Genomic DNA, 18,529 nt, shown 5'->3' on the forward strand with positions numbered 1-18,529 from the left:
CCGAACGGCTTCCGACAACGGACGGAAACCGCATGCCGCGTTCTCTCCTTTCCCGTGGTAAAATCCTTCCATCAAATTCGCAGCTCTTCCGCGCCGGAAAACTCCTTCTTCCTCATCATTTCCATGATGCCGGACGTATTGGCCGGAGCCATGATGACCTCTATCGACCATTCGGAACTGTCCATTTCCTTTGCGTAATCCTCCATGTTTATGGAGACCTCCAGGACGGGAGACTCCCGGGTAAGGGCCGTACGGAAAGAACGGGACATGACCTCCTGCCCGTTCCGCAACAGAATCACCTTGTCAATAAGGATACTTCCCCCTTCCACGGAGGTCCGTACCAGCCGCAGTCCTGAAAATTGGCTCATCTTCCTGCCGGGAATGGAGCAGCGCATCCTCGTATAGGTTTCCTCCTTCTGCCCCAGAAGCTCCCAATGGGATAAAATGGGGGCCGACAAGGTAAGCCGCGACAGGTCGTAACCGGAACCGGCCAACAGCCTGGACAGGCGCGCGACCATCTCCGCGGAATATTCCACCCCCCACCCCTGGGAATACAAGACACCCAGCATATACAGCACGGAAGGATCCTGCGCGGCAAAGGACATCAGAAGGAAATCAACCGCCTGAGAATAGTTCTGGGACAGGCTGACCGGGCACTGAAGCATATCCGGGAAAAATTCCTTGCCCCCCACAAGAAGAAACGCCAGATCCCTCTGCGCCACAATAAAGCCCCCCATGGCCGCCTTATAAAGCCAGGCGCCTCCTTCCTCTCCGTATCTCCCATCCCGTTCAAAGATGAGACGGGCTATTTTATACTGGGCGGCGGGATACCCCGCCTTGGCGAACTTCCGCACCTGCGTCTTCTCCTGTTCCGTCAGCACGATGGAATCAATTTCCGTACGGTTCCTTTTCCGGGAGGCGATGAGCATTTCCCGGATCCTGCCGTTTTCCGGCCTGTTCAGCGAATCTCTCACCTCGGAGTCATACATCGCGCAAATGAATTTAAAATGGGGCCTCACGGTTTTCCCGCTCTCCAGCGTCGTAACCTGGGAAGAAACAACCTTCAGCGGATGAGGAACATTATCCTTGGTTTCAAAACTGAACCTGTAAGGCGCATCCACATTCAGCGCCGGAAGATCCACAAAGCGGAACCCGGTGAGCACAGGACTCTCGATCAAGGTGAAGGAAAAACCGTTGAGAGACCGGGAAACCAGCTTTCCCTCCTCATCACGTATGGTCAAATACAGAGGCGGGCACATCTTGTCTTCCTGAAGCACTCTCAAATGGACACACGCAAGGGAAAAGCGGTCGGGAAGCAGGGATGGAAGAGCATGGCGCGACAAAGACGGACTATCCAGCCTGACGTCAAAACGTTCCACGGGACTCAGCAAGGAAACGCCCCTGGATTCTGAAATAATCTGGGGAATGGGGGTGGACATTACACTGGGAAAGCGAAGCCCTAAAGCATCGTCCTCCTCCGGGCCGCCTCCCCAGTCATAAACAAAATAGCCGAGGGTTGCGCCAATCACGCCCGCAACAACGAAGAGCCCCAGCACCTTCCTCCATCCGGCCCCCCACTTTTCGTGCCCTTCCGACATGATGCGGGAAGAGGACAAGGCAAACAGATTGAAAAAACGCTTACGGGCGGACTTGAACTCCTCACTGGAGAACTTAATGGTTGAGAGCGCCCCTCCTTCCACTCCCAGATCCTTCATCCACTCTTCCGCGGAGTTATAACGATCTTCCACCCGAGGAGAAAGGGCCTTGTCTATGGTCCTGAGAAAATTTTTCGAATAATGGGAGGACAAGGGCGCGGACAATGCCAAAGGCTGTATAGTATCGTGAATCAGCCGCTCCTCTCCTCTGGGGGGCGCACCCCCCTTCAGCAGGGAATAGAACGTAGCGCCCAGGGAATAAATGTCGCTCCAAGGTCCCGTGTTTTTCCTGCCGAGAGCCTGTTCCGGAGAAGAAAAGCCATGAGTCGTCAGGACGGTCTGGGTATGGGTGCTCTCCATGTGGCGCGACGCGCCGAAATCCACGAAAACGGGAGTTCCCTCCTGTGTAAGCAATATATTTCCCGGTTTGATGTCCCTGTGGCAGATGCCTTTTTTATGAAGGTAATCCAAAATCTGGAGGATGTGCATCAGCAATCCCTTCAACTTGGCTTCCGAATAACAGTTTCCGGCAAGCAGCTGCTGTTCTCCCAGGTAATCCAGAGGAAGCCCCTGAACATAATCCATGGAAAAATAAGCCGTGCCGTTGCACTCAAAAACGGAAAGAACCCGGACAATACCTGGAGAATCCAGCCTCGCAAGAATGCGGGCTTCATTCAAAAAGTTGGAAAGGGTCCACTTGAAATACTCGGCGTCATGCTCATTATTGGGAACCACGCGCCCCGTAAACGGATCTCTGTAAGCATAGGAAGAAGGAAAATTCTCTTTTAAAACCACTTTCCTCTTCAGCATCAAGTCCCGGACCAGATAGGTAATGCCGAATCCGCCGCTTCCCAGCACCTTCAATATTTTATAATGCTCCAACGTCGCTCCGTCCGGGAGTTCCTTGGAATAAACGGAAAACTCGTTCCAGGAAGAGGGAGGGGTCAATTTGGATCCATGCACGGAAACATTATTCAAATGAGCATCTTTTCCCGGAACTGCCGCATGGTGAAAATCGGGAACACTATTTGAGCCGCAACTCTCCATCCTAATATCTGATCAGGAAATTACTTTTATCTTTTCCACCTAATTTGTAAAGATTATTCTTTTGCCGCTCACCGGGTTGGTTATTTCTCCATAACCTCTTGCATGGGAAACAAGACATCCGCCATTTTTCATCTTCATGAACAGCTCACGGCTTCCACGGATTTAACGGAGAACCACCCGGCCTTCACGCAGGGAGGGCCTTTTCCCCCATTCCGGAAAGTAGATGCGCTGGCTGCTGCCCTTCCAAAACATACTTTTGCAATAAACGGGCCAAGATGGACGTATTCTGACAAAGATATGATTGTAAAATCTCTCATTATTTTCAGCAATATGGCAGGATGCCTCCTGCCCGGTTCCGGACAGGCGGGAGAATTGCATGCCTCTCTGCAATCCCCGGACGGCCGTCTGTCCTGGATGCTCCACGCGGATAACCGGACCGCCCATTCCCTGAAAAAGGGAAACAGGACGGTTCTGGAGCCCTCCGGCCTGGGCATCGTGGTGAACGGCAAGGACCTTGCCGGAGGCATTACGGGATGGAGCGTGAAAAAAGTGAAGGACAACATCCGCGACACCTTTGAAACGCGCGGCAAATACCCCTCCGCTTCCGTCCATTTCAACGAATACGTGGTTTCCGGGGATAATTCCGGCCTCCGCCTCCGCGCCCGCGTTTTCAACAACGGAGTCGCCTTCCGCTACGAGTGGACGGAAGACGTGCAGAAAGCGCCCGTGCTGAACATCGGGGAAGAAAAAACGTCATTCGCCTTCCCGGAAAAAGCCGTCCTGTGGACCCAGGACTCCGCTTCCGCACTGGGTCCCTGCGAGGGAGTCTGGTCTCCTTCCAGAATAGCCGATTTCAAGAAAGACCCCGGCAATCCCCGCAGCCATGTCCGCACCATGCCGGTTGCGGCGGAACTGCCGGGCGGAGGCTTCGCCCTCATCCAGGAAGCCGCCAATTTCAACAGGCAGTGGAGCGGCATTAAATTCTCCCTTCAGGACGGCGCATGCAGGACGGTATATTTCCAGGACCCGGAAGGCTTTTCCGCCCCCTCTTCCGCAGAGATGCCCTGGCGGGTCATCCTGGTGAACGACGACCTGAACGGCCTGGTCCGGAACGACGTCATCCCTTCCCTGGCCCCGGAACCGGACAGGAACCTTTTTCCGGAAGGAGCCAAAACGCCCTGGATCAAGCCGGGCCGCTCCACCTGGACCTGGTGGGACCGCGGAAACGTCCGTGAAGAGGACCAGTACGCCTTTGTCGACATGGCCTCCGAATTCGGCTGGGAATACCACCTCGTTGACGAAGGATGGAAGAAATGGGGCAAAACCGTGCCGGAAAGCATGGACAAGGTGGCTCAACTGGCCAGCTACGCCGCCGGCAAACAAGTAGGCATCTGGGTATGGGTGCGCTGGTCAGACGTCAACACCCCCGCCAACGACTGGGAAAGCATGCGCAGCTTTTTCAGAAGCCTTGCCAAAACGGGCATCAAGGGAATCAAGATAGATTTCATGGATTCCGCCTCCCGGGAACGCCTGGCCTTTTATGACGCCGTCGCGGAAAACCTGGCTAAAAACAAGCTCATGGTCAACTTTCACGGCGCCAATACCCCCACGGGGGAAGAACGCTCCTGGCCGCATGAAATGAGCCGGGAAGGCATCTACGGCGGGGAACAGAACATCTGGGCCGCCATCGGCGGACGGCACTACTGCGCATTGCCCTTCACCCGGCTGGTCTCCGGCCACGCCGATTTCACTGGCGGCTACTTCGGCCACGGGCCCAAGCTGCGCGGCTCTTCCTGGCCCCTCCAGATGGCGGCCAATATCATTTATACGTCCCCAGTCCTCCACTGGGTATCCAACCCCGCAGACATGGAAGCCGCCTTCCCGAAAGGCTCCCCGGAACGGGAAGCCGTCCGGAACATTCCCTCCGTATGGGATGAGACCATCGTCCTGCCGCCGTCCGCCATCGGGGAATGCGCCGCCTTTGCCCGGCGTTCCGGGGACCAGTGGTACATTGCCCTGATGAACGGGGACGGACGGGAACGCACCGTTTCCATTCCCCTGGACTTCCTGAACAGGAACACCGCGTACCGGGCCACCATCCTCCGCGACCTGCCGGAAAAGAACGACGGCTGGAAGGTGGAAAACCGGGAACTCCATTCCGGGAGCACCCTTTCCTTCACCATGCGCGTCAAGGGCGGCGGCATTGCCCGCCTGGTCCCCGCCGGAAAGTAGCGTTCCCTTCCGTCTGCTCAACGGGAGTTCATCAGGAAAGGGGAAGAGGCTATTTTCCTCTTCTCCCTTTCCATTTGAAGCGGCCTTTCCGGAAAGGGAGAATTCCCATCATTTACGGCCTCCGGCAGTCACCAACTTCATTACCCGCGGAAAGACCGGAAAAGACGGCAAAAGGGTCAGTCCTGGCCAGCCTTCTCCATGGTGCTCCACGCCGGGAGCCACTGCACGTCCCGGAGGCGGTAGCCGCGTTCCAGAAGAGCTCCGTGCAGGCCGGGAAGATGGGCCGCGCCATAAAAAATGCCTATCCTGCGCACGCCCTTGCCGCGCCATTGGTCAAACACTTCCATGCACTTGGAATTCCGGCCTTCCAGAATCACGGTATCCTCCAAATCATTCGGAGCATGGGCAAAAATGCGCATCAGTTCATTCTTCAGTCCCGCCTTGTTCCCGGCAAGCAAATCCACCATCATGCCGAATTCATTCGGCTGGTACGCCCCGGGCTTCTCCACCAGGGAGGACAGCATGGATTTAAGCATCAGGCTGGCGAAGTTTTCTCCCTTACTGGCCTGCGCCTGCCGGAATTCCTCCAGCGTCATGTCCGCATGGATAAAATGGGGCGCGGAATAATCAATGCCCTGATGCTGGGTTTGAAGGCCCAGCGCGGCGCTCAATTCCCGGTACGCGCTTCCCAGCAGCCCCAGCAAAAAAGACTTTTCCTCAAGGGCGGCTCTCTTCCTCCACTCCACCATCCGGTTCCATTCCCGCGCCTCCTCCAGCGTCAGCCCTCCCATAGGCTTATTGCGGTCTATTTTACGGCGGAGCTCCTCCTCCCTCCGAAGCCCCTCCCCGCCGATCATTTCAAACAGCAGCACGTCATAACTGCCGAACAGCTTGTTCAGCCGGGCATAATAATCAGCCTCCGCCACATGAATGGCCCCGATAAGCGCCACTTCCGCGCCTTCGTCATTCACATACGCGGCCACGGGCGTAGACAGGCTCTGGCTGTTGCGGGACGAGGATTCCAGAAGCATGTACCGGGCCGGATACCCCCCATGCTCCTTCTTCCCCGCAACGGAGGCGTCCGCCGCAAGCGCGGGAGAGCACAACAGGAACACGGCCAGGAAGCTGCGCAGCATTTTCATACATGTCCAGCCTAGCGCGGGCCACACGCAGAGCAAGCTCAAAAAAGGACTGTGCCGCCTTTCCCTGCATCCCCCTCTCCGGAACCGGCAGCCACCGGAGCACGAACGGGTTTCCCTTAAACCGCGGGAGCCGGCAAACTTCCGCAGTTTGCGCCGCGTCAGCAGGGAGCAAAAAAATCCCCGCACCCGGAAACGGGCACGGGGAATGAAAAGGTTCATTCAAGGCACCATGCGGAAAACGATCCGCCGGCCGTGAACGGTTACTTCTGGCAGCAGCAGCCGCACTTGTCGGTCAGGGCTCCCACGCCGGGAAGCACCTTGCCTTCCAGCAGTTCCAGGGAAGCGCCGCCGCCCGTAGAGCAGAAGGAAAGCTTGTCCTGGACCTTGAACTTCTTGGCCGCCGTCACGGAATCGCCGCCGCCCACGATGGAGATGGCGGAGGAATCCGCCAGGGCTTCCGCAATTTCCTTGGTGCCCTTGGCAAAGCAGTCCATTTCAAACACGCCCATCGGGCCGTTCCACAGAACGGTCTTGGCGTCCTTGATGATGGCGGAGAATTCTTCAATAGCCTTGTCGCCGATGTCGATGGCCATGCCGCCTTCCGGCACCTTGCCGCCTTCCGCGAAGGGAGCCGTGCAGAAGGTTTCAGCGCCGTCTTCAAACTTCATGGCTACGCGCACGTCCGCAGGAAGCAGGAATTTCACGCCCTTGGCCTTGGCTTCCGCCAGGATTTCACGGGCCAGATCCAGCTTGTCGCCTTCAATCTTGGAAGCGCCCAGGTCATACCCTTCAGCCGCCAGGAACGTGTTGGCCATGGCGCCCCCGATCAGGAACGTATCAGCCTTTTCCATCAGCTTGGAAAGCACTTCAATCTTGTCGGACACCTTGGCGCCGCCCATGATTACCACGAAGGGCTTTTCCGGGTTTTCCAGCTTGCCTTCCAGGTATTCCAGTTCGCGTTCGATCAGGAAGCCCATGGCGCTCTTTTCCGCAAAATGCGTCACCCCTTCCGTGGAAGCGTGGGCGCGGTGGGCGGTGCCGAACGCGTCGTTCACGAACAGCGTGGCATTGCCCAGAAGAGCCTTGGCAAATTCCGGATCGTTCTTCTTTTCACCGGGATAGAAGCGGACGTTTTCCAGCAGGACCACGTCGCCGTCCTTCATGGCGGCGCGGGCGGCTTCCGATTCCGGGCCGATGGCGGCGGGAACGAATTTCACTTCCTTGCCGAGCAGTTCGGAAAGGCGGGCGGCAACGGGCTTCAGGGAAAAAGCGGGATCGGGTTCGTTCTTGGGACGGCCCAGATGGGAGGTGAGGACAAGGCGGGCGCCCTGGTCCAGCAGGAACTTGATGGTGGGGAGGGCGGCCACGATGCGGGCGTCATTGGTAATTTCCCCATCCTTGAGGGGGACGTTGAAATCCACGCGCATCAGGACTTCCTTTCCCTTGGCATCAAGGTCACGTACAGTAAGTTTAGCCATATCGGTTTATATTGTTTGGTTCAATGGAATAAAAAAGGGAGGGCATTTCTGCCCTCCCGGATAAATCCCCGGCCACCTGGACAAACCCGGTTCAGGAACCGGAAGGTTGAAGCAGGCAACCGGCAAGACTTGTCGTGCAACTGAAGAGCAAGCGTTGTTCGGAAGAACTTACTTGCCGCAGGAGCAGCCGCAGCTCACGCTGTCGCCCAGCTTCTTCATGGCTTCAGCGGCGCGGTTGGAGTAGCCCCATTCGTTGTCGTACCAGCCGCAGACCTTCACCAGGTTGCCGCCGACCACATACGTGAAGCCGGAGTCAAAGATGCAGGAGTGGGGGTCGGAAACGATGTCCTGGAGAACGAGGGCTTCTTCAGAGTAATCCAGAATGCCCTTCAGCGGGCCTTCAGCGGCTTCCTTCATGGCGGCGTTCACTTCTTCCACGGTCACGTTCTTCTTGAGAACGGCCACGAAGTCGGTCAGGGAACCGGTCGGGGTCGGCACGCGGAAGGAAGCGCCGTTCAGGGAGCCCTTCAGGTTCGGCATCACTTCGCCGATGGCCTTGGCGGCGCCGGTGGTCGTCGGGATGATGTTGATCGCGGCGGCGCGGGCGCGGCGGGGATCGGAGTGGGGAAGGTCCAGGATGCGCTGGTCGTTCGTGTAGGAGTGAATCGTGCTCATCATGCCCTTTTCAATGCCGAACTTGTCGTCCAGCACCTTCACCATGGGAGCGAGGCAGTTGGTGGTGCAGGAAGCGTTGGAAACGATGTCGTGCTTGGCGGGATCGTATTCGCTGTCGTTGATGCCCAGAACGAAGGTCAGGTCAGGATCCGGGGAGGGAGCGGAAATGAGCACCTTCTTGGCGCCGGCTTCAAGGTGCTTCTTGGCGGCGTCACGCTTGGTGAACAGGCCGGTGGATTCCAGAACGACGTCTACGCCCAGCTTCTTCCAGGGAAGGTTGGCGGGGTCGCGTTCCACGGTGATGAGGATCTTGTGACCGTCAACGACCAGATATTCTCCATCAATGGAAATTTCACCGTCAAACTTGCCCTGCGTGGAGTCATACTTGAGCAGGTGGGCGATCATTTCAATGGGGGTCAGGTCATTGATGGCAACAACCTTGTTGCGTTCTTCCTTGGACATGGCGCGCAGTACGTTGCGACCAATACGTCCAAAACCGTTAATAGCATATTTGGCCATAAGATTGAGGGCTTCAGATTTGATTAATTACTAGTCCCGGACTTATTTAAGTACCATGGACGCCGTAAGTTTAAAAACGATTCAACCAGCCGTCAACACTATTGTTCCCCCATCATGGCAGTATGCTCCCGCGCCTGCGCAGACCGCAGGAAGCCCTGCCCGCGGGCATGCTCCCGCATGGAAGTCAAATGCTTGCAGAGCCGGTCCCCGGGTGGGGAAGACGGTCAGTTCATGGAGCGCAGGGCGGCGCGGATCAGTTCGTCCGCATCCGCGTCCGGATGGTCTTTCAGGTGGGCGGCGATCGCCTTGCGGGACTCCACCTGCTTGAACCCGAGCGCAATCAACGCCAGCTCCGCATCCCCCGCTGCCTGGGAGGTGGCGCCCTGCGCCTGGGCCTCCCACGTAGCGGCCAGTCCCACCTTGTCCTTCAGCTCCAGGACAATGCGTTCCGCCGTCTTCTTGCCCACGCCCTTGGCCCGCGCAATGCCGGAAACGTCCCCGCTCACCACCGCCTGCTTGAACTGCTCCACGGACAGGGAACCAAGAATGGCGATGGCCGTGGCAGGGCCGATGCCTGAAACGCGGTCGATCAGCAGCAGGAAAATGTCCCGCTCCGCATCCGTGGCAAAGCCGTAGAGCACCTGCATGTTCTCCCGGACATGCAGGTAGGTTTTCAGCGTCAGCTCCCTGCCGGGAAGAGGGTTCAGCCTGTCAAAGGTGGAGAGGGGCACAATCACCTCATACCCCACGCCATGAACATCCAGAATCAACCGCTGGGGATATGATTCCGCTACCGTGCCGCGCAGAAAAGCTATCATGCCCATAACGTGACACAATCCGGCCCGCGCTCAAGCCAAAAACGCATCTGCGGAAACCGGCCCCATCATCTTTTCTGGAGCACGTGCAGCCTGATATGCTCCAGATCCTCCCGGTGATAAAAACAGCGCACCCGGAGGCCGCGGGCGGTCTTCATCCGGCACCGGTATTCGCGCAGCAGCCCCTTTTTCACGAGCCTGTAAATGTAGCTGCGCACCACCCCCAGCATGTCGATAGCCTCAGCCATGTCCATGTAGCACGGTGGCACGCGGCGGCGTACAGGCTCCCGCCGGGCGAGAATCCGGTCCACATCCGCACGCCGCCAGTACAGGGCCAGGGAACCCGTACCCTTGCGGACCACGCGGAAGCGGGCTCCGTGACGGTGCAGGTACTGGCGGGCGGCGGACGCGCTGCAGCAGAGCCGCGAGGCGATGGAGGACGTTTCCACGAACGCGCTGCCCGCTTCCGCATAAGGCTGGCCGGATTTGGGATTCGTTCCCCGACGGCGGATTTTCACATGTTCCGGGAAGCTCAGCTTGGGATTGTTAATGTATTCCCGTCCTCCTACTCCGATGAATGTTTTCTTAAAATGGTATATCATGGTTAATGAGTTTTTACATTGGGATTGCGAAGCTCCATGCAGACATTCCGCACGAAACTCTAACATTTTTGGAAGATTCCAAAAATGCATTGAGTCCAAGAATGTTCAACATTTTTCTTTGTTTTTCTGTTTTTCACATTCATACTGAACTCATTTCATCGCAATATATGCCCGGAGGCCGTATCAGCCAATCACGGGAAAAGGGCCTACGCCCCCGGCGAAAACAGCATGTTCCTCAACTCTTTCCGCCCCGCAGGCCTTCCGTTCCGGTGAATACAGAGGTTCACGGGCACAGGGAAAAACCCCCTTCCACCAGCGTTTTTACTGGCGCCGTACGGTTCAAGGGAAAACTTTTTTCCCGCTATGATTCTACCATACGGTTCCACGCATGCACGGCCCATTTCCAGAAAAGGGCCTGGGAAATTTCATGACAGGCCTTCCGCGTTCCATCTCCCCAGCGGCCTGTTCCCATCCCGGACGCCGGCCCACGTGTTTTTTCCGGCATTCCATGGATTTTCCGGGAACCGGGGCAATAAAAAACCCGGCTTCCCTATGGAAAGCCGGGCATGAAAAAAGAATGTTTCAGGGCAGGAGCTTCGCGGGCCGCCCTTCAAAAATCCCGCGCTGGGGAACGAAGATGCGGTCATTGGGCTGAATGGGAATCGCCCTGTCCTTGATGGAGAAGTAATCGTACGTCACGGTTTTTCCGCCGCGCGTCACCTGCACGTACCGGGAACCCCAGTCCGTAATGTCGCCCGCGCCCACAATCGCTTCCAGAAGCGTCATGCCGTGCCGCCACAGGACGTTTTTCTTCATGGCTACGCCGCCGCTCACCAGCACAATGTGCTCCGTCAGCCGCGCGTCCGAACTCTGCACCTTCACCAGAAAGGTGGGGGCCGTGTACAATTCCGCCTTCTTATAGGCGGCCATCAGCATATCTTCAATCTGGCGCGCCGTCTTGCCTACCACGCGCAGCACGTCGTGGCCCGGCGGAAGCTGGGGCATGCGTATCGTCCCGTTGCCGTCCAGCAGATACTGGCCGGAAATGGCCGTAGCGTCATCCGCAGGAATGCCGCGCACCTGAATTTCAATGGTGCCCTGCGCAGGCACGGCGTCCGGAGACTGGGCGGACGCCAGCCCCGCCGCACCCAGCAAGAGGCAAAGGAGGGAACAAATGTATTTTTTCATGGAGCAATGGGTTAGTACAGATCTTCACTATCATGGGACTGGGTGGCCGCCAGCTCCTTGGCCTTTCCGGAACGCTCGGCCTTCTTCATGGAAGAGGCGTCCGCATTCTCGCCGGAGGAACCGCCATCCGCAGAATAATAGGAGTAATAAGTCGTGTAATACTGATACTGGTGATCGGACGTGATGTCCACATTATTCATCACCACGCCGGCCAGGTTGCCGCCTACGGATTCAATCACCTGCTTCTGCCTCAGGAGGGCTTTCAGCGGCAGTTTGCGGGGCTGGACGACCATGAGCGTCATATCCACCTCGCTCACGATGACGGCGGAATCACTGACGCCGAGGATGGGCGGGGAGTCCACCAGCACGATGTCAAAGCGCTGCTTCACTTCCTGGAGCAGTTCATTGAATTTGCGGGAATTCAACGCGCCCGACGGGTCGAAGGGCGTGGGGCCCGCAGGCATCACGTACAGGTTTTCAATGGGCGTCTGGAAAATCACTTCCTCCAGCGGGTAGTCTTCCAGCAGATAGGAGGTCAGCCCCACTTCATTGTCCAGTTCATAATACCGGTGAAGCTTGGAACGGCGCAGGTCGGCGTCAATCATCAGGGTGGCATAGCCGCCCTGGGCGCAGATATAGGCCAGGTTGCACAAGGTGGTGGTCTTCCCTTCCCCGGCACTGCCGGAAACAAAGGTCAGGGAAATTTCCTCCAATCCCTTTTTATTGAATTCTATATTTGTTCGCAGAATACGGTAGGCTTCCGCGTCCGGGCCCATCACATCGGAAGAATGAAGGATCGGCACATTCTTGGGGATAATGCCCAGCACCGGAACCTGCAGGGCCCGTTCCACGTCCTCCATCGTCTTCACGGAAGTGTCCATGAATTCCAGCAGCAGGGCCAGCCCGATGCCCAGAAGCAGCCCGGCCCCGGCGCCCACCGCCAGGTTGATGGTCACGTTCGGCTTGTAGGGAGCGGCAGGATAGGTCGGAAGCTGGTACATTTCAATCGCTTCACGGGGAACGCGCAGACGGGCGATTTCATCCTTGTACCGGGAATCCAGGTCCTTGAGCTGGTCCAGCGCGGCGTCATAATCACGGCTGGCCTGTTCATACATGGGAACCTGCAGGACATGCTTCTGGAGAGCTTCCTCCTTTTGAGCGACGGTCGCCTCCCAGTGCTTCCGGCTTGCGGAAACCATTTCCAGCTTGCTTTTCAGGGAGGAGCGCAGCCCGATCAGCTCCTTGTTCAGCTTCTCTCCCAGAATCCTTTCCGTCTCCAGCAGCGCCAGCATCTTGGGGTGCCTGGCCCCGATGTTCTGGGCTTTCAGGTTTTCCTTCTCCTTGAGCTTGTCGGAAAATTCGGCATAGGTTTCACGCAGGGCCTTGGCTCCTACGGATTCCGCATTCAGCAGGTCGGAACTGATGACGTAATCCAGCAGCTTGTCGTCAGGCAGACGCTGCAGTTCCTGCACGTAGGAAGCCAGTTCCTTTTCATCCTTTTCAAACTGCATGGCCTGGGATTTGGCGTTCCGGAAGTCTTCCTCTTCCATGCCGGCCGTCAGAGTGCTCCGGTTTTCACCGTTTCTCCAGGTAGTGGGAAGGTAGGAGCTTTCCGCAATCAGCTTCTTGAGGGACATCATCTTTTCATTGACGGTATCCTCCTGTTCCCGGAGAACGTCCTTCAAACTTTTGATGGCGGTTTCCACCAGGCGGTTTTCACGCATTTCACGGTCCTGCTTGTAAGCCTCGGGAACCGTCTTGGCGATGTTCTGCACCAGTTTGGGATCCGGGCCGGAGACAATGACGTCCACCAGGTCCGTCGCACGCACGGGAGCCACCTTGATCATGCCGGCCAGATTGGATGCCGCCATTTCATCCGTCATGCCCCATTCCGCGGCAAGATTCAGCTTCCTGGACACCACCTTCAGAACTTCAGTGGAAGTCAGCACGGAATACTGCATGGGAATGTAGTTAGCCGTCACGTTGGAGGAGGCGACCACGTCCCCCCCCTGGCCGATTTCCATTACGGGCTTGGGCAGCTTGATCTGGAACTGGCTCGTCGCCCGGTAGGAGGGCGGCATCAGGAAAGTCACTACCACGGAAATGACCAGCACCAGAAGGAAGACCAGGAAGACTTCTTTCCAGCGATTTTTTAAAACTTGCAAATAGTCAATGTTGCGTACGATGCGATCACTGTTCTGCTGATCCTGGGCATTCATGAAAGATAGTGAGGTAGTAAGATAAAAACTCCTCTAATTGTGAATGAACATTCGCAATTAGAGGAGTAAGGACATTAATGGTCAGTCAAGACTTAGAAGCTGTAATTCACGCCGAAGGAGAACACGTTGCGGTTGTAGGAGGGCATCGGGTAGTTATAGCCGCCGTAGGAACCGTTGGTGTAGGAGTACTGGGCCGTAAGAGCCAGCGCATTAGTCAGCAGCAGCTTGATGCCGGCCGTAGCATTGAAGGTCAGGTCAGACGTATCACTGTTGCTGCCGGAGCTCAGGCGGCTGTACTCGCTGGAAATCAGGTTTACGCCGCAGTTCAGGCTGGCGCGGTGCGTCAGTTTCAGCGTGCTGTTCACGCCGAAGCGCCACGTTTCATTGGAATAGTAACTGGCACCGCTGTAGGGAATGTACGTATTCGTCGCTTCGTTGGAGTAGCGGATGAACGTGCCGATCATGAAGCGGTCGCTCATGCGGTGGTTCAAACCGAATTCTGCGGAAGGATAGGTCCTGGTACCGTAGCTTTCCACATATTTGAACTGGGGACCTACGCGGAGCGTGGCGGACGTATTTTCAGCCACAGCGTATTCAGCACCGGCCATGACGAAGTTGGAGAATTCGTTGTTGCCGTATTCGCGGTCGCAGTAGGAACCGTTCCAGCTCAGGGAAATAGCCAGGCGTTCCGTCCACTTGTAGCGGTTGGTGAAGTCCATGCCCACATAGTCGCGGTTGTCCGTCTTGGCGGAGTCCTCCTGATAGTTGATCATGGAGAAGTTGGCGCCCAGCGTGGTGGAGTAGCGGGAGGTCCATGCCTTGCTCACGGAGCTGGAGACGTACACGTAAATGTAGTCGCCGTCCCGGCGGGCGTTGGCAATGCCGTTGGAATAGTTGGGTTCCGGCTGCCACGCAAAGGACACGCTGCCGTTGTAGCGCAGGGTCTGGTCAAAGCTGTGGGAAAGGTTGGCGGAGAGCGTGGAGTTGGAAAGTGATTCGTTCGTCTCTCCCTCAAGGTCCTTCAGGTAAAAGATACCCCCAAGCTTGGCGGAGAAGGAGTACTGGGTCACGGAATCGTAGTTGGCCAGGGAGGCGCCGATGTCCGTGCTGATGAAAGCGGCTTCCTGCTGGTCATAGTTGGAAGCGTTGACGTTGTCGTCATAACCGCCGGCCAGATTGAATGTCCACTTCAGGGGAAGGGATTCTTCCAGACCGACCGGTCCTGCCAGGGTGTACAGGGACTGCCCGTTGGCATGGACGGCAAGCATGCCGGCAGCCATCAAGGAGAGATAAAAAAGACTCTTCATGCTATTGATAAATGGATCGGGTTAATTTCCGGCAGGATTGGAGATGGGAGCGGGGCTTGTAGCAGAGCCGCCCACGGGAAGACCGCCCGGCAGGACCAGGGCCCCTCCGGATGCCTCTTCACCAGGCCTCACCAGACCGCTGGTCTGAGTGGTCACCCCTTGCAGAGGATTGTCAGGCGTCTGGGCCGCCACGCCCACGGCAATGCCGGGAACGGCATTGGCTACCATGGAGCTGCCCAGAGCTTTCGTAACCGCTTCCGAGATGGGAGAGACGGACGCATACGGGTGGGGCTGCACAGCCACAGCAGAGGCAATCACGTTGCGTACGTTGGCTTCCGTTACCTGGGTTCCATAGCTTTTAACGGCGGCGGAAGCAACAGCGGGCGCGCTGCCCGGGAAAGCGCCTGCGGCCATGGATACCAGGGAGCCCATCACCTGGTCAGACACGCCGGCCTTGACGGCGGCGTTCAGAATCTCGGTCACGGCTTTCATATCCAGGGCGCCGGCCTTCAGGCTGGCCTGGACAACACCTGCCATTTGATTCATAAAAGCCTTTTCAACAGCAGAGGCTTTAACCTTATTAACAGCCGGAACGGCTGCCGGAGAAGCAGTTTGCTGAGCCACACCGGGGAGGGCGCCCGCAAACGCAAGTGCCAGCGCACTGAGCGCCGTCTTTGTCATGAACCTGGCTTTCATAAAGGAAGTATCTAGCAGGTGAATTTAATGAAAAAATGGAGCGGGTAACGGGAATCGAACCCGTGTGATCAGCTTGGAAGGCTGGAGCTTTACCATTAAGCTATACCCGCACAACGGAGGCATTATGTTCAAGCCTCGGGGGTAAGACAAGTTTTTTTTCATTTCTGTGTTAAAATATCAAAAAAGAAGACACGATTTTTCTGTGGTCTTGACATACCTGCCTTCTGCCGCTAAATAGGCATCCGCATTTCATGCGGGCGTCGTTCAATGGTAGGACGCGAGCTTCCCAAGCTTGAGACGTGGGTTCGATTCCCATCGCCCGTACCACTTTTATACCGCAAGCAATTGTTCCTCAATGCTTGCGGTTTTTCTTTACACTTTAAAAAGACGAGCATTCCGGAGGCTTTCGCTTTCCGGAAAATAAATTTCCCCCATCCCCGCTTCCCGGGTATTCCGGGAGAATTTCCGGATAAGAAAATGCCGCTCCCTCTTCCGCTGCGCCGGAAGCAGCCGCCTCCGGCGCAGCCGTGAATTACAGGCCTTTACCAGCCAAGAACAAATTTCCGCTGAATTTTCGCCAAAAGAAGAACCTTGCGGATCATCGTTCGGGTTTCATTAAGGAGGTTGAGGTAGAGGAGCGCCCGCCGCATGTCGGATACGTCCTCCGCCCGCAGGATGATCTGCTGCTTGACCGCCTCCGCAAATTCCTCATCCAGCGCGTCCATGCCGGCCAGGCATTGGTCCAGCCCGGTATAGTCGTTGCTTTCCATCATTTCCCGGAAACGGGGGTACAGGGAGGAAACGCGGTTGTTCATCCCCCTCAAGTGCTCTATCCTGTCCATGTCCAGCCCTTCATGATTGTTGTCTATGTAGGCATGGCTGGCCGTGGTGATGTTGGAGAGGGATTCAAAGACGGAGGTGGCGTATTCCACCATCTGCACGTAGCGCTTGCCGCGGTCCGCCTCTTCATCCGGGAGTTCCCGGACGACGGGCATGACTTCCATCGCCATCCGGTCGCTCAGGGAGCGGCGGATGCCGCGAGCTTCCTTCCGGAGCTTTTTCAGCCGCTTCCGGTCCTCTACGTTCAGGGCTTCCAGGTTCATTTCATAGATTTCCGCCATGCGTTTCATCAGCTCAATGATTTCTTCATTGTAGCGGGCGGCGCAGGCCGGATCCCGGTAATTGGCCACCTTCGCCAGCGCCCCGGCCTGGGTTCTTTTTTTATGGAGCCTGGAGCTTTTCAGCAGCAGGAAGGCAGCCAGGGCGCACATGGCGACAATGCCGAACAGGCCTCCGTAAACGATGCACGCCGCCACCATGAAGCACATGGTGAATGCGGCAAAGGCCGTAAAGAACCACCCGGAAATTACCGTAATCACCCCCGTGATGCGGTACACGGCGCTGTCCCGCCCCCAGGCTTTGTCCGCCAGGGAGGAACCCATCGCCACCATGAACGTCACATACGTGGTGGAAAGAGGAAGCCGGAGGGATGTAGCCAGGGAGATCAGCAGGGCGGCGACCGTCAAATTCACGGAAGCGCGGATCAGGTCAAAGGAGGCTCCGTTATCCGGGCCGTCCGGCACGGGCTGGAAACGTTTTTCAATGAATCTTCCCACGCAGGCGGGCATGATTTTTTCCACCGCACGGGAGGCGTTCAACGCATAGCGCACGGCCATGCGGGCCGGGGGGACGGAGCCGAACCGCTCCACGCCCCCGCCCTGCCTCGCCAGGTTGACCTCCGTATCCGTGACGGTCTGCGCCTTTTTGGAGAACATGAGGGCCAGCACCATGATGACGCCCGCACTCAGCAGGTAGCGCCAGTCCGCCGTGACGGGGACCATGAGGCCGCCCATGGTGAGGGTGGAAAGGTCCGCGCCCTGCGCCGCAGCGGCGGACGCTATCTCCATGGAGGACTGCCCCGCCATGAAAACGCCGATGAAGTTGACCAGGTCGTTTCCGGCAAAGGAGAGCGCCAGGGCCATGGTGCCCGCCAGGACGGATATTTTCAGGATGTTGATTTTGCAAATGTTCTGGAGAACGGCCATCAGGACGGTCCAGAATACCAGGCTGCAGCATACGTACAGCCAGATGTGGGCGTCCAGGTGGCGGATCATGTCCTTGGTGACCAGCGTGCTGCCTTTCAGCCCCTTGAAGATGGCGAAGTAGGTGATGGCCGTCAGGGCCAAGCCGCACCAGACGGCCCCCAGGTATTTGAATGATTTTTTGTAGTTGAAGGAGAAGATGAGGCGGGAAATCCACATGACCGTTATCCCGCAAATGAAGGCGACGAAGACGGAGGAGAAGATGCCGGAGATGATCGCCAGCGCCTTGGAGGAGTTGATGTAGCTGGACAGTTCCTGCGCTGCGCCCGGCTCTGCGGACCAGATTTTGAACAGGGCAACCGCCACGGCGCCGCCCAGCAGTTCAAAGACGATGGAGACCGTGGTGGAGGTGGGAAGACCGAAGGTGTTGAAGACGTCCAGCAGAATCACGTCCGTCAGCATCACCGCCAGGAATATCAGCATGATGTCATGGAAGGTGAACTGGGCCGGCATGAATACGCCGCTTCTGGCGATTTCCATCATGCCGCTGGAGAACAGGGAGCCAATGATGATGCCCAGGGCGGCCACCAGTATGATCGTCCTGCGCGGCGCGGCCTTGGAACCGACGGCGGAGTTCAGGAAGTTGGCGGCGTCATTGGAGACCCCGACGACGAGGTCAAAGCAGGAGAGCACCAGAATCAGCCCTATGATGAAGTAATAGATTGGGTCCATAAGCGTAATAAACGGCCCTCTATTACAGGAGGCCGCTTCCGCACGCCCGTTTTAAAACGTGAACATTCCGTCACATTGATGCAACAATATGATTTTCAATGAAAACCATAGCGCTACACCTGCTTCCCGTGAAATCTTCCGTTTCTTCCGGGTACTTCCGGAGCCTAGTTTTCCTCCGGT

Annotated in this window: 12 protein-coding genes and 2 tRNA genes; 2 read left to right on the forward strand and 12 right to left on the reverse strand. The window is 57.1% G+C overall.

The window, feature by feature from the left end; translation table 11 throughout:
* Window positions 1-71 precede the first annotated feature (71 nt).
* Window positions 72-2,618: a protein kinase domain-containing protein gene (locus P8A25_RS10000; RefSeq protein WP_404838686.1), complete on the reverse strand. Its 2,547-nt coding sequence runs from the start codon at window positions 2,616-2,618 to the stop codon at window positions 72-74.
* A gap of 414 nt (window positions 2,619-3,032) precedes the next feature.
* Between P8A25_RS10000 and P8A25_RS10005 the strand changes: the two genes are divergently transcribed.
* Window positions 3,033-4,934 (forward strand): glycoside hydrolase family 97 catalytic domain-containing protein, encoded by a 1,902-nt coding sequence (locus tag P8A25_RS10005; RefSeq protein ID WP_404838687.1) that lies wholly within the window; start codon window positions 3,033-3,035, stop codon window positions 4,932-4,934.
* Between the two features lie 176 nt (window positions 4,935-5,110).
* Here P8A25_RS10005 and P8A25_RS10010 read toward each other — a convergent pair whose 3' ends face one another.
* The 10 genes from P8A25_RS10010 to P8A25_RS10055 all read right to left on the reverse strand — a co-directional run bounded on the left by P8A25_RS10010 (window position 5,111) and on the right by P8A25_RS10055 (window position 15,685).
* Window positions 5,111-6,076 (reverse strand): hypothetical protein, encoded by a 966-nt coding sequence (locus P8A25_RS10010; RefSeq protein ID WP_102736422.1) that lies wholly within the window; start codon window positions 6,074-6,076, stop codon window positions 5,111-5,113.
* Between the two features lie 260 nt (window positions 6,077-6,336).
* On the reverse strand, window positions 6,337-7,554 hold the full coding sequence (locus P8A25_RS10015) for a phosphoglycerate kinase (protein ID WP_102722426.1): 1,218 nt from the start codon (window positions 7,552-7,554) through the stop codon (window positions 6,337-6,339).
* 168 nt (window positions 7,555-7,722) lie between these two features.
* On the reverse strand, window positions 7,723-8,748 hold the full coding sequence (gap, locus tag P8A25_RS10020; RefSeq protein ID WP_022396231.1) for a type I glyceraldehyde-3-phosphate dehydrogenase: 1,026 nt from the start codon (window positions 8,746-8,748) through the stop codon (window positions 7,723-7,725).
* A gap of 224 nt (window positions 8,749-8,972) precedes the next feature.
* On the reverse strand, window positions 8,973-9,566 hold the full coding sequence (ruvA, locus tag P8A25_RS10025) for a Holliday junction branch migration protein RuvA (protein WP_102714792.1): 594 nt from the start codon (window positions 9,564-9,566) through the stop codon (window positions 8,973-8,975).
* A gap of 65 nt (window positions 9,567-9,631) precedes the next feature.
* Window positions 9,632-10,165, reverse strand: a complete 534-nt coding sequence (locus tag P8A25_RS10030; protein ID WP_102722427.1) for a helix-turn-helix domain-containing protein — start codon at window positions 10,163-10,165, stop codon at window positions 9,632-9,634.
* 582 nt (window positions 10,166-10,747) lie between these two features.
* Window positions 10,748-11,353 (reverse strand): polysaccharide biosynthesis/export family protein, encoded by a 606-nt coding sequence (locus tag P8A25_RS10035; RefSeq protein WP_404838688.1) that lies wholly within the window; start codon window positions 11,351-11,353, stop codon window positions 10,748-10,750.
* 11 nt (window positions 11,354-11,364) lie between these two features.
* Complete coding sequence (locus P8A25_RS10040; protein WP_102722429.1) at window positions 11,365-13,572, reverse strand: polysaccharide biosynthesis tyrosine autokinase; 2,208 nt, start codon at window positions 13,570-13,572, stop codon at window positions 11,365-11,367.
* Window positions 13,573-13,664: 92 nt separating this feature from the next.
* The gene (locus tag P8A25_RS10045; protein ID WP_102749521.1) at window positions 13,665-14,879 is read right to left on the reverse strand and encodes a hypothetical protein; all 1,215 of its coding nucleotides are present in this window, start codon (window positions 14,877-14,879) and stop codon (window positions 13,665-13,667) included.
* 21 nt (window positions 14,880-14,900) lie between these two features.
* Window positions 14,901-15,416 (reverse strand): hypothetical protein, encoded by a 516-nt coding sequence (locus tag P8A25_RS10050; protein ID WP_102722430.1) that lies wholly within the window; start codon window positions 15,414-15,416, stop codon window positions 14,901-14,903.
* A 195-nt stretch (window positions 15,417-15,611) separates the two neighbouring features.
* Window positions 15,612-15,685, reverse strand: a tRNA-Gly gene (locus P8A25_RS10055).
* Between the two features lie 143 nt (window positions 15,686-15,828).
* Between P8A25_RS10055 and P8A25_RS10060 the strand changes: the two genes are divergently transcribed.
* A tRNA-Gly gene (locus P8A25_RS10060) sits at window positions 15,829-15,902 on the forward strand.
* A gap of 215 nt (window positions 15,903-16,117) precedes the next feature.
* On the opposite strand, the gene P8A25_RS10065 is transcribed toward P8A25_RS10060, so the two are convergent.
* Window positions 16,118-18,349, reverse strand: a complete 2,232-nt coding sequence (locus P8A25_RS10065; RefSeq protein ID WP_404838689.1) for an anion permease — start codon at window positions 18,347-18,349, stop codon at window positions 16,118-16,120.
* Window positions 18,350-18,529 lie beyond the last annotated feature (180 nt).

Origin of the sequence: Akkermansia sp. BCRC 18949 (assembly GCF_045011645.1) — a bacterium.
Lineage (GTDB): Bacteria > Verrucomicrobiota > Verrucomicrobiia > Verrucomicrobiales > Akkermansiaceae > Akkermansia > Akkermansia massiliensis.

Bases quoted from the DNA above. Each gene is read 5' to 3' on its own strand.
- P8A25_RS10005 (WP_404838687.1), top strand. From the start codon at position 3,033: ATGGCAGGATGCCTCCTGCCCGGTTCCGGACAGGCGGGAGAATTGCAT.
- P8A25_RS10010 (WP_102736422.1), bottom strand. From the start codon at position 6,076: ATGAAAATGCTGCGCAGCTTCCTGGCCGTGTTCCTGTTGTGCTCTCCC.
- P8A25_RS10015 (WP_102722426.1), bottom strand. From the start codon at position 7,554: ATGGCTAAACTTACTGTACGTGACCTTGATGCCAAGGGAAAGGAAGTC.
- gap (WP_022396231.1), bottom strand. From the start codon at position 8,748: ATGGCCAAATATGCTATTAACGGTTTTGGACGTATTGGTCGCAACGTA.
- ruvA (WP_102714792.1), bottom strand. From the start codon at position 9,566: ATGATAGCTTTTCTGCGCGGCACGGTAGCGGAATCATATCCCCAGCGG.
- P8A25_RS10030 (WP_102722427.1), bottom strand. From the start codon at position 10,165: ATGATATACCATTTTAAGAAAACATTCATCGGAGTAGGAGGACGGGAA.
- P8A25_RS10035 (WP_404838688.1), bottom strand. From the start codon at position 11,353: ATGAAAAAATACATTTGTTCCCTCCTTTGCCTCTTGCTGGGTGCGGCG.
- P8A25_RS10040 (WP_102722429.1), bottom strand. From the start codon at position 13,572: ATGAATGCCCAGGATCAGCAGAACAGTGATCGCATCGTACGCAACATT.
- P8A25_RS10045 (WP_102749521.1), bottom strand. From the start codon at position 14,879: ATGAAGAGTCTTTTTTATCTCTCCTTGATGGCTGCCGGCATGCTTGCC.
- P8A25_RS10050 (WP_102722430.1), bottom strand. From the start codon at position 15,416: ATGGCAGGTGTTGTCCAGGCCAGCCTGAAGGCCGGCGCCCTGGATATG.
- P8A25_RS10065 (WP_404838689.1), bottom strand. From the start codon at position 18,349: ATGGACCCAATCTATTACTTCATCATAGGGCTGATTCTGGTGCTCTCC.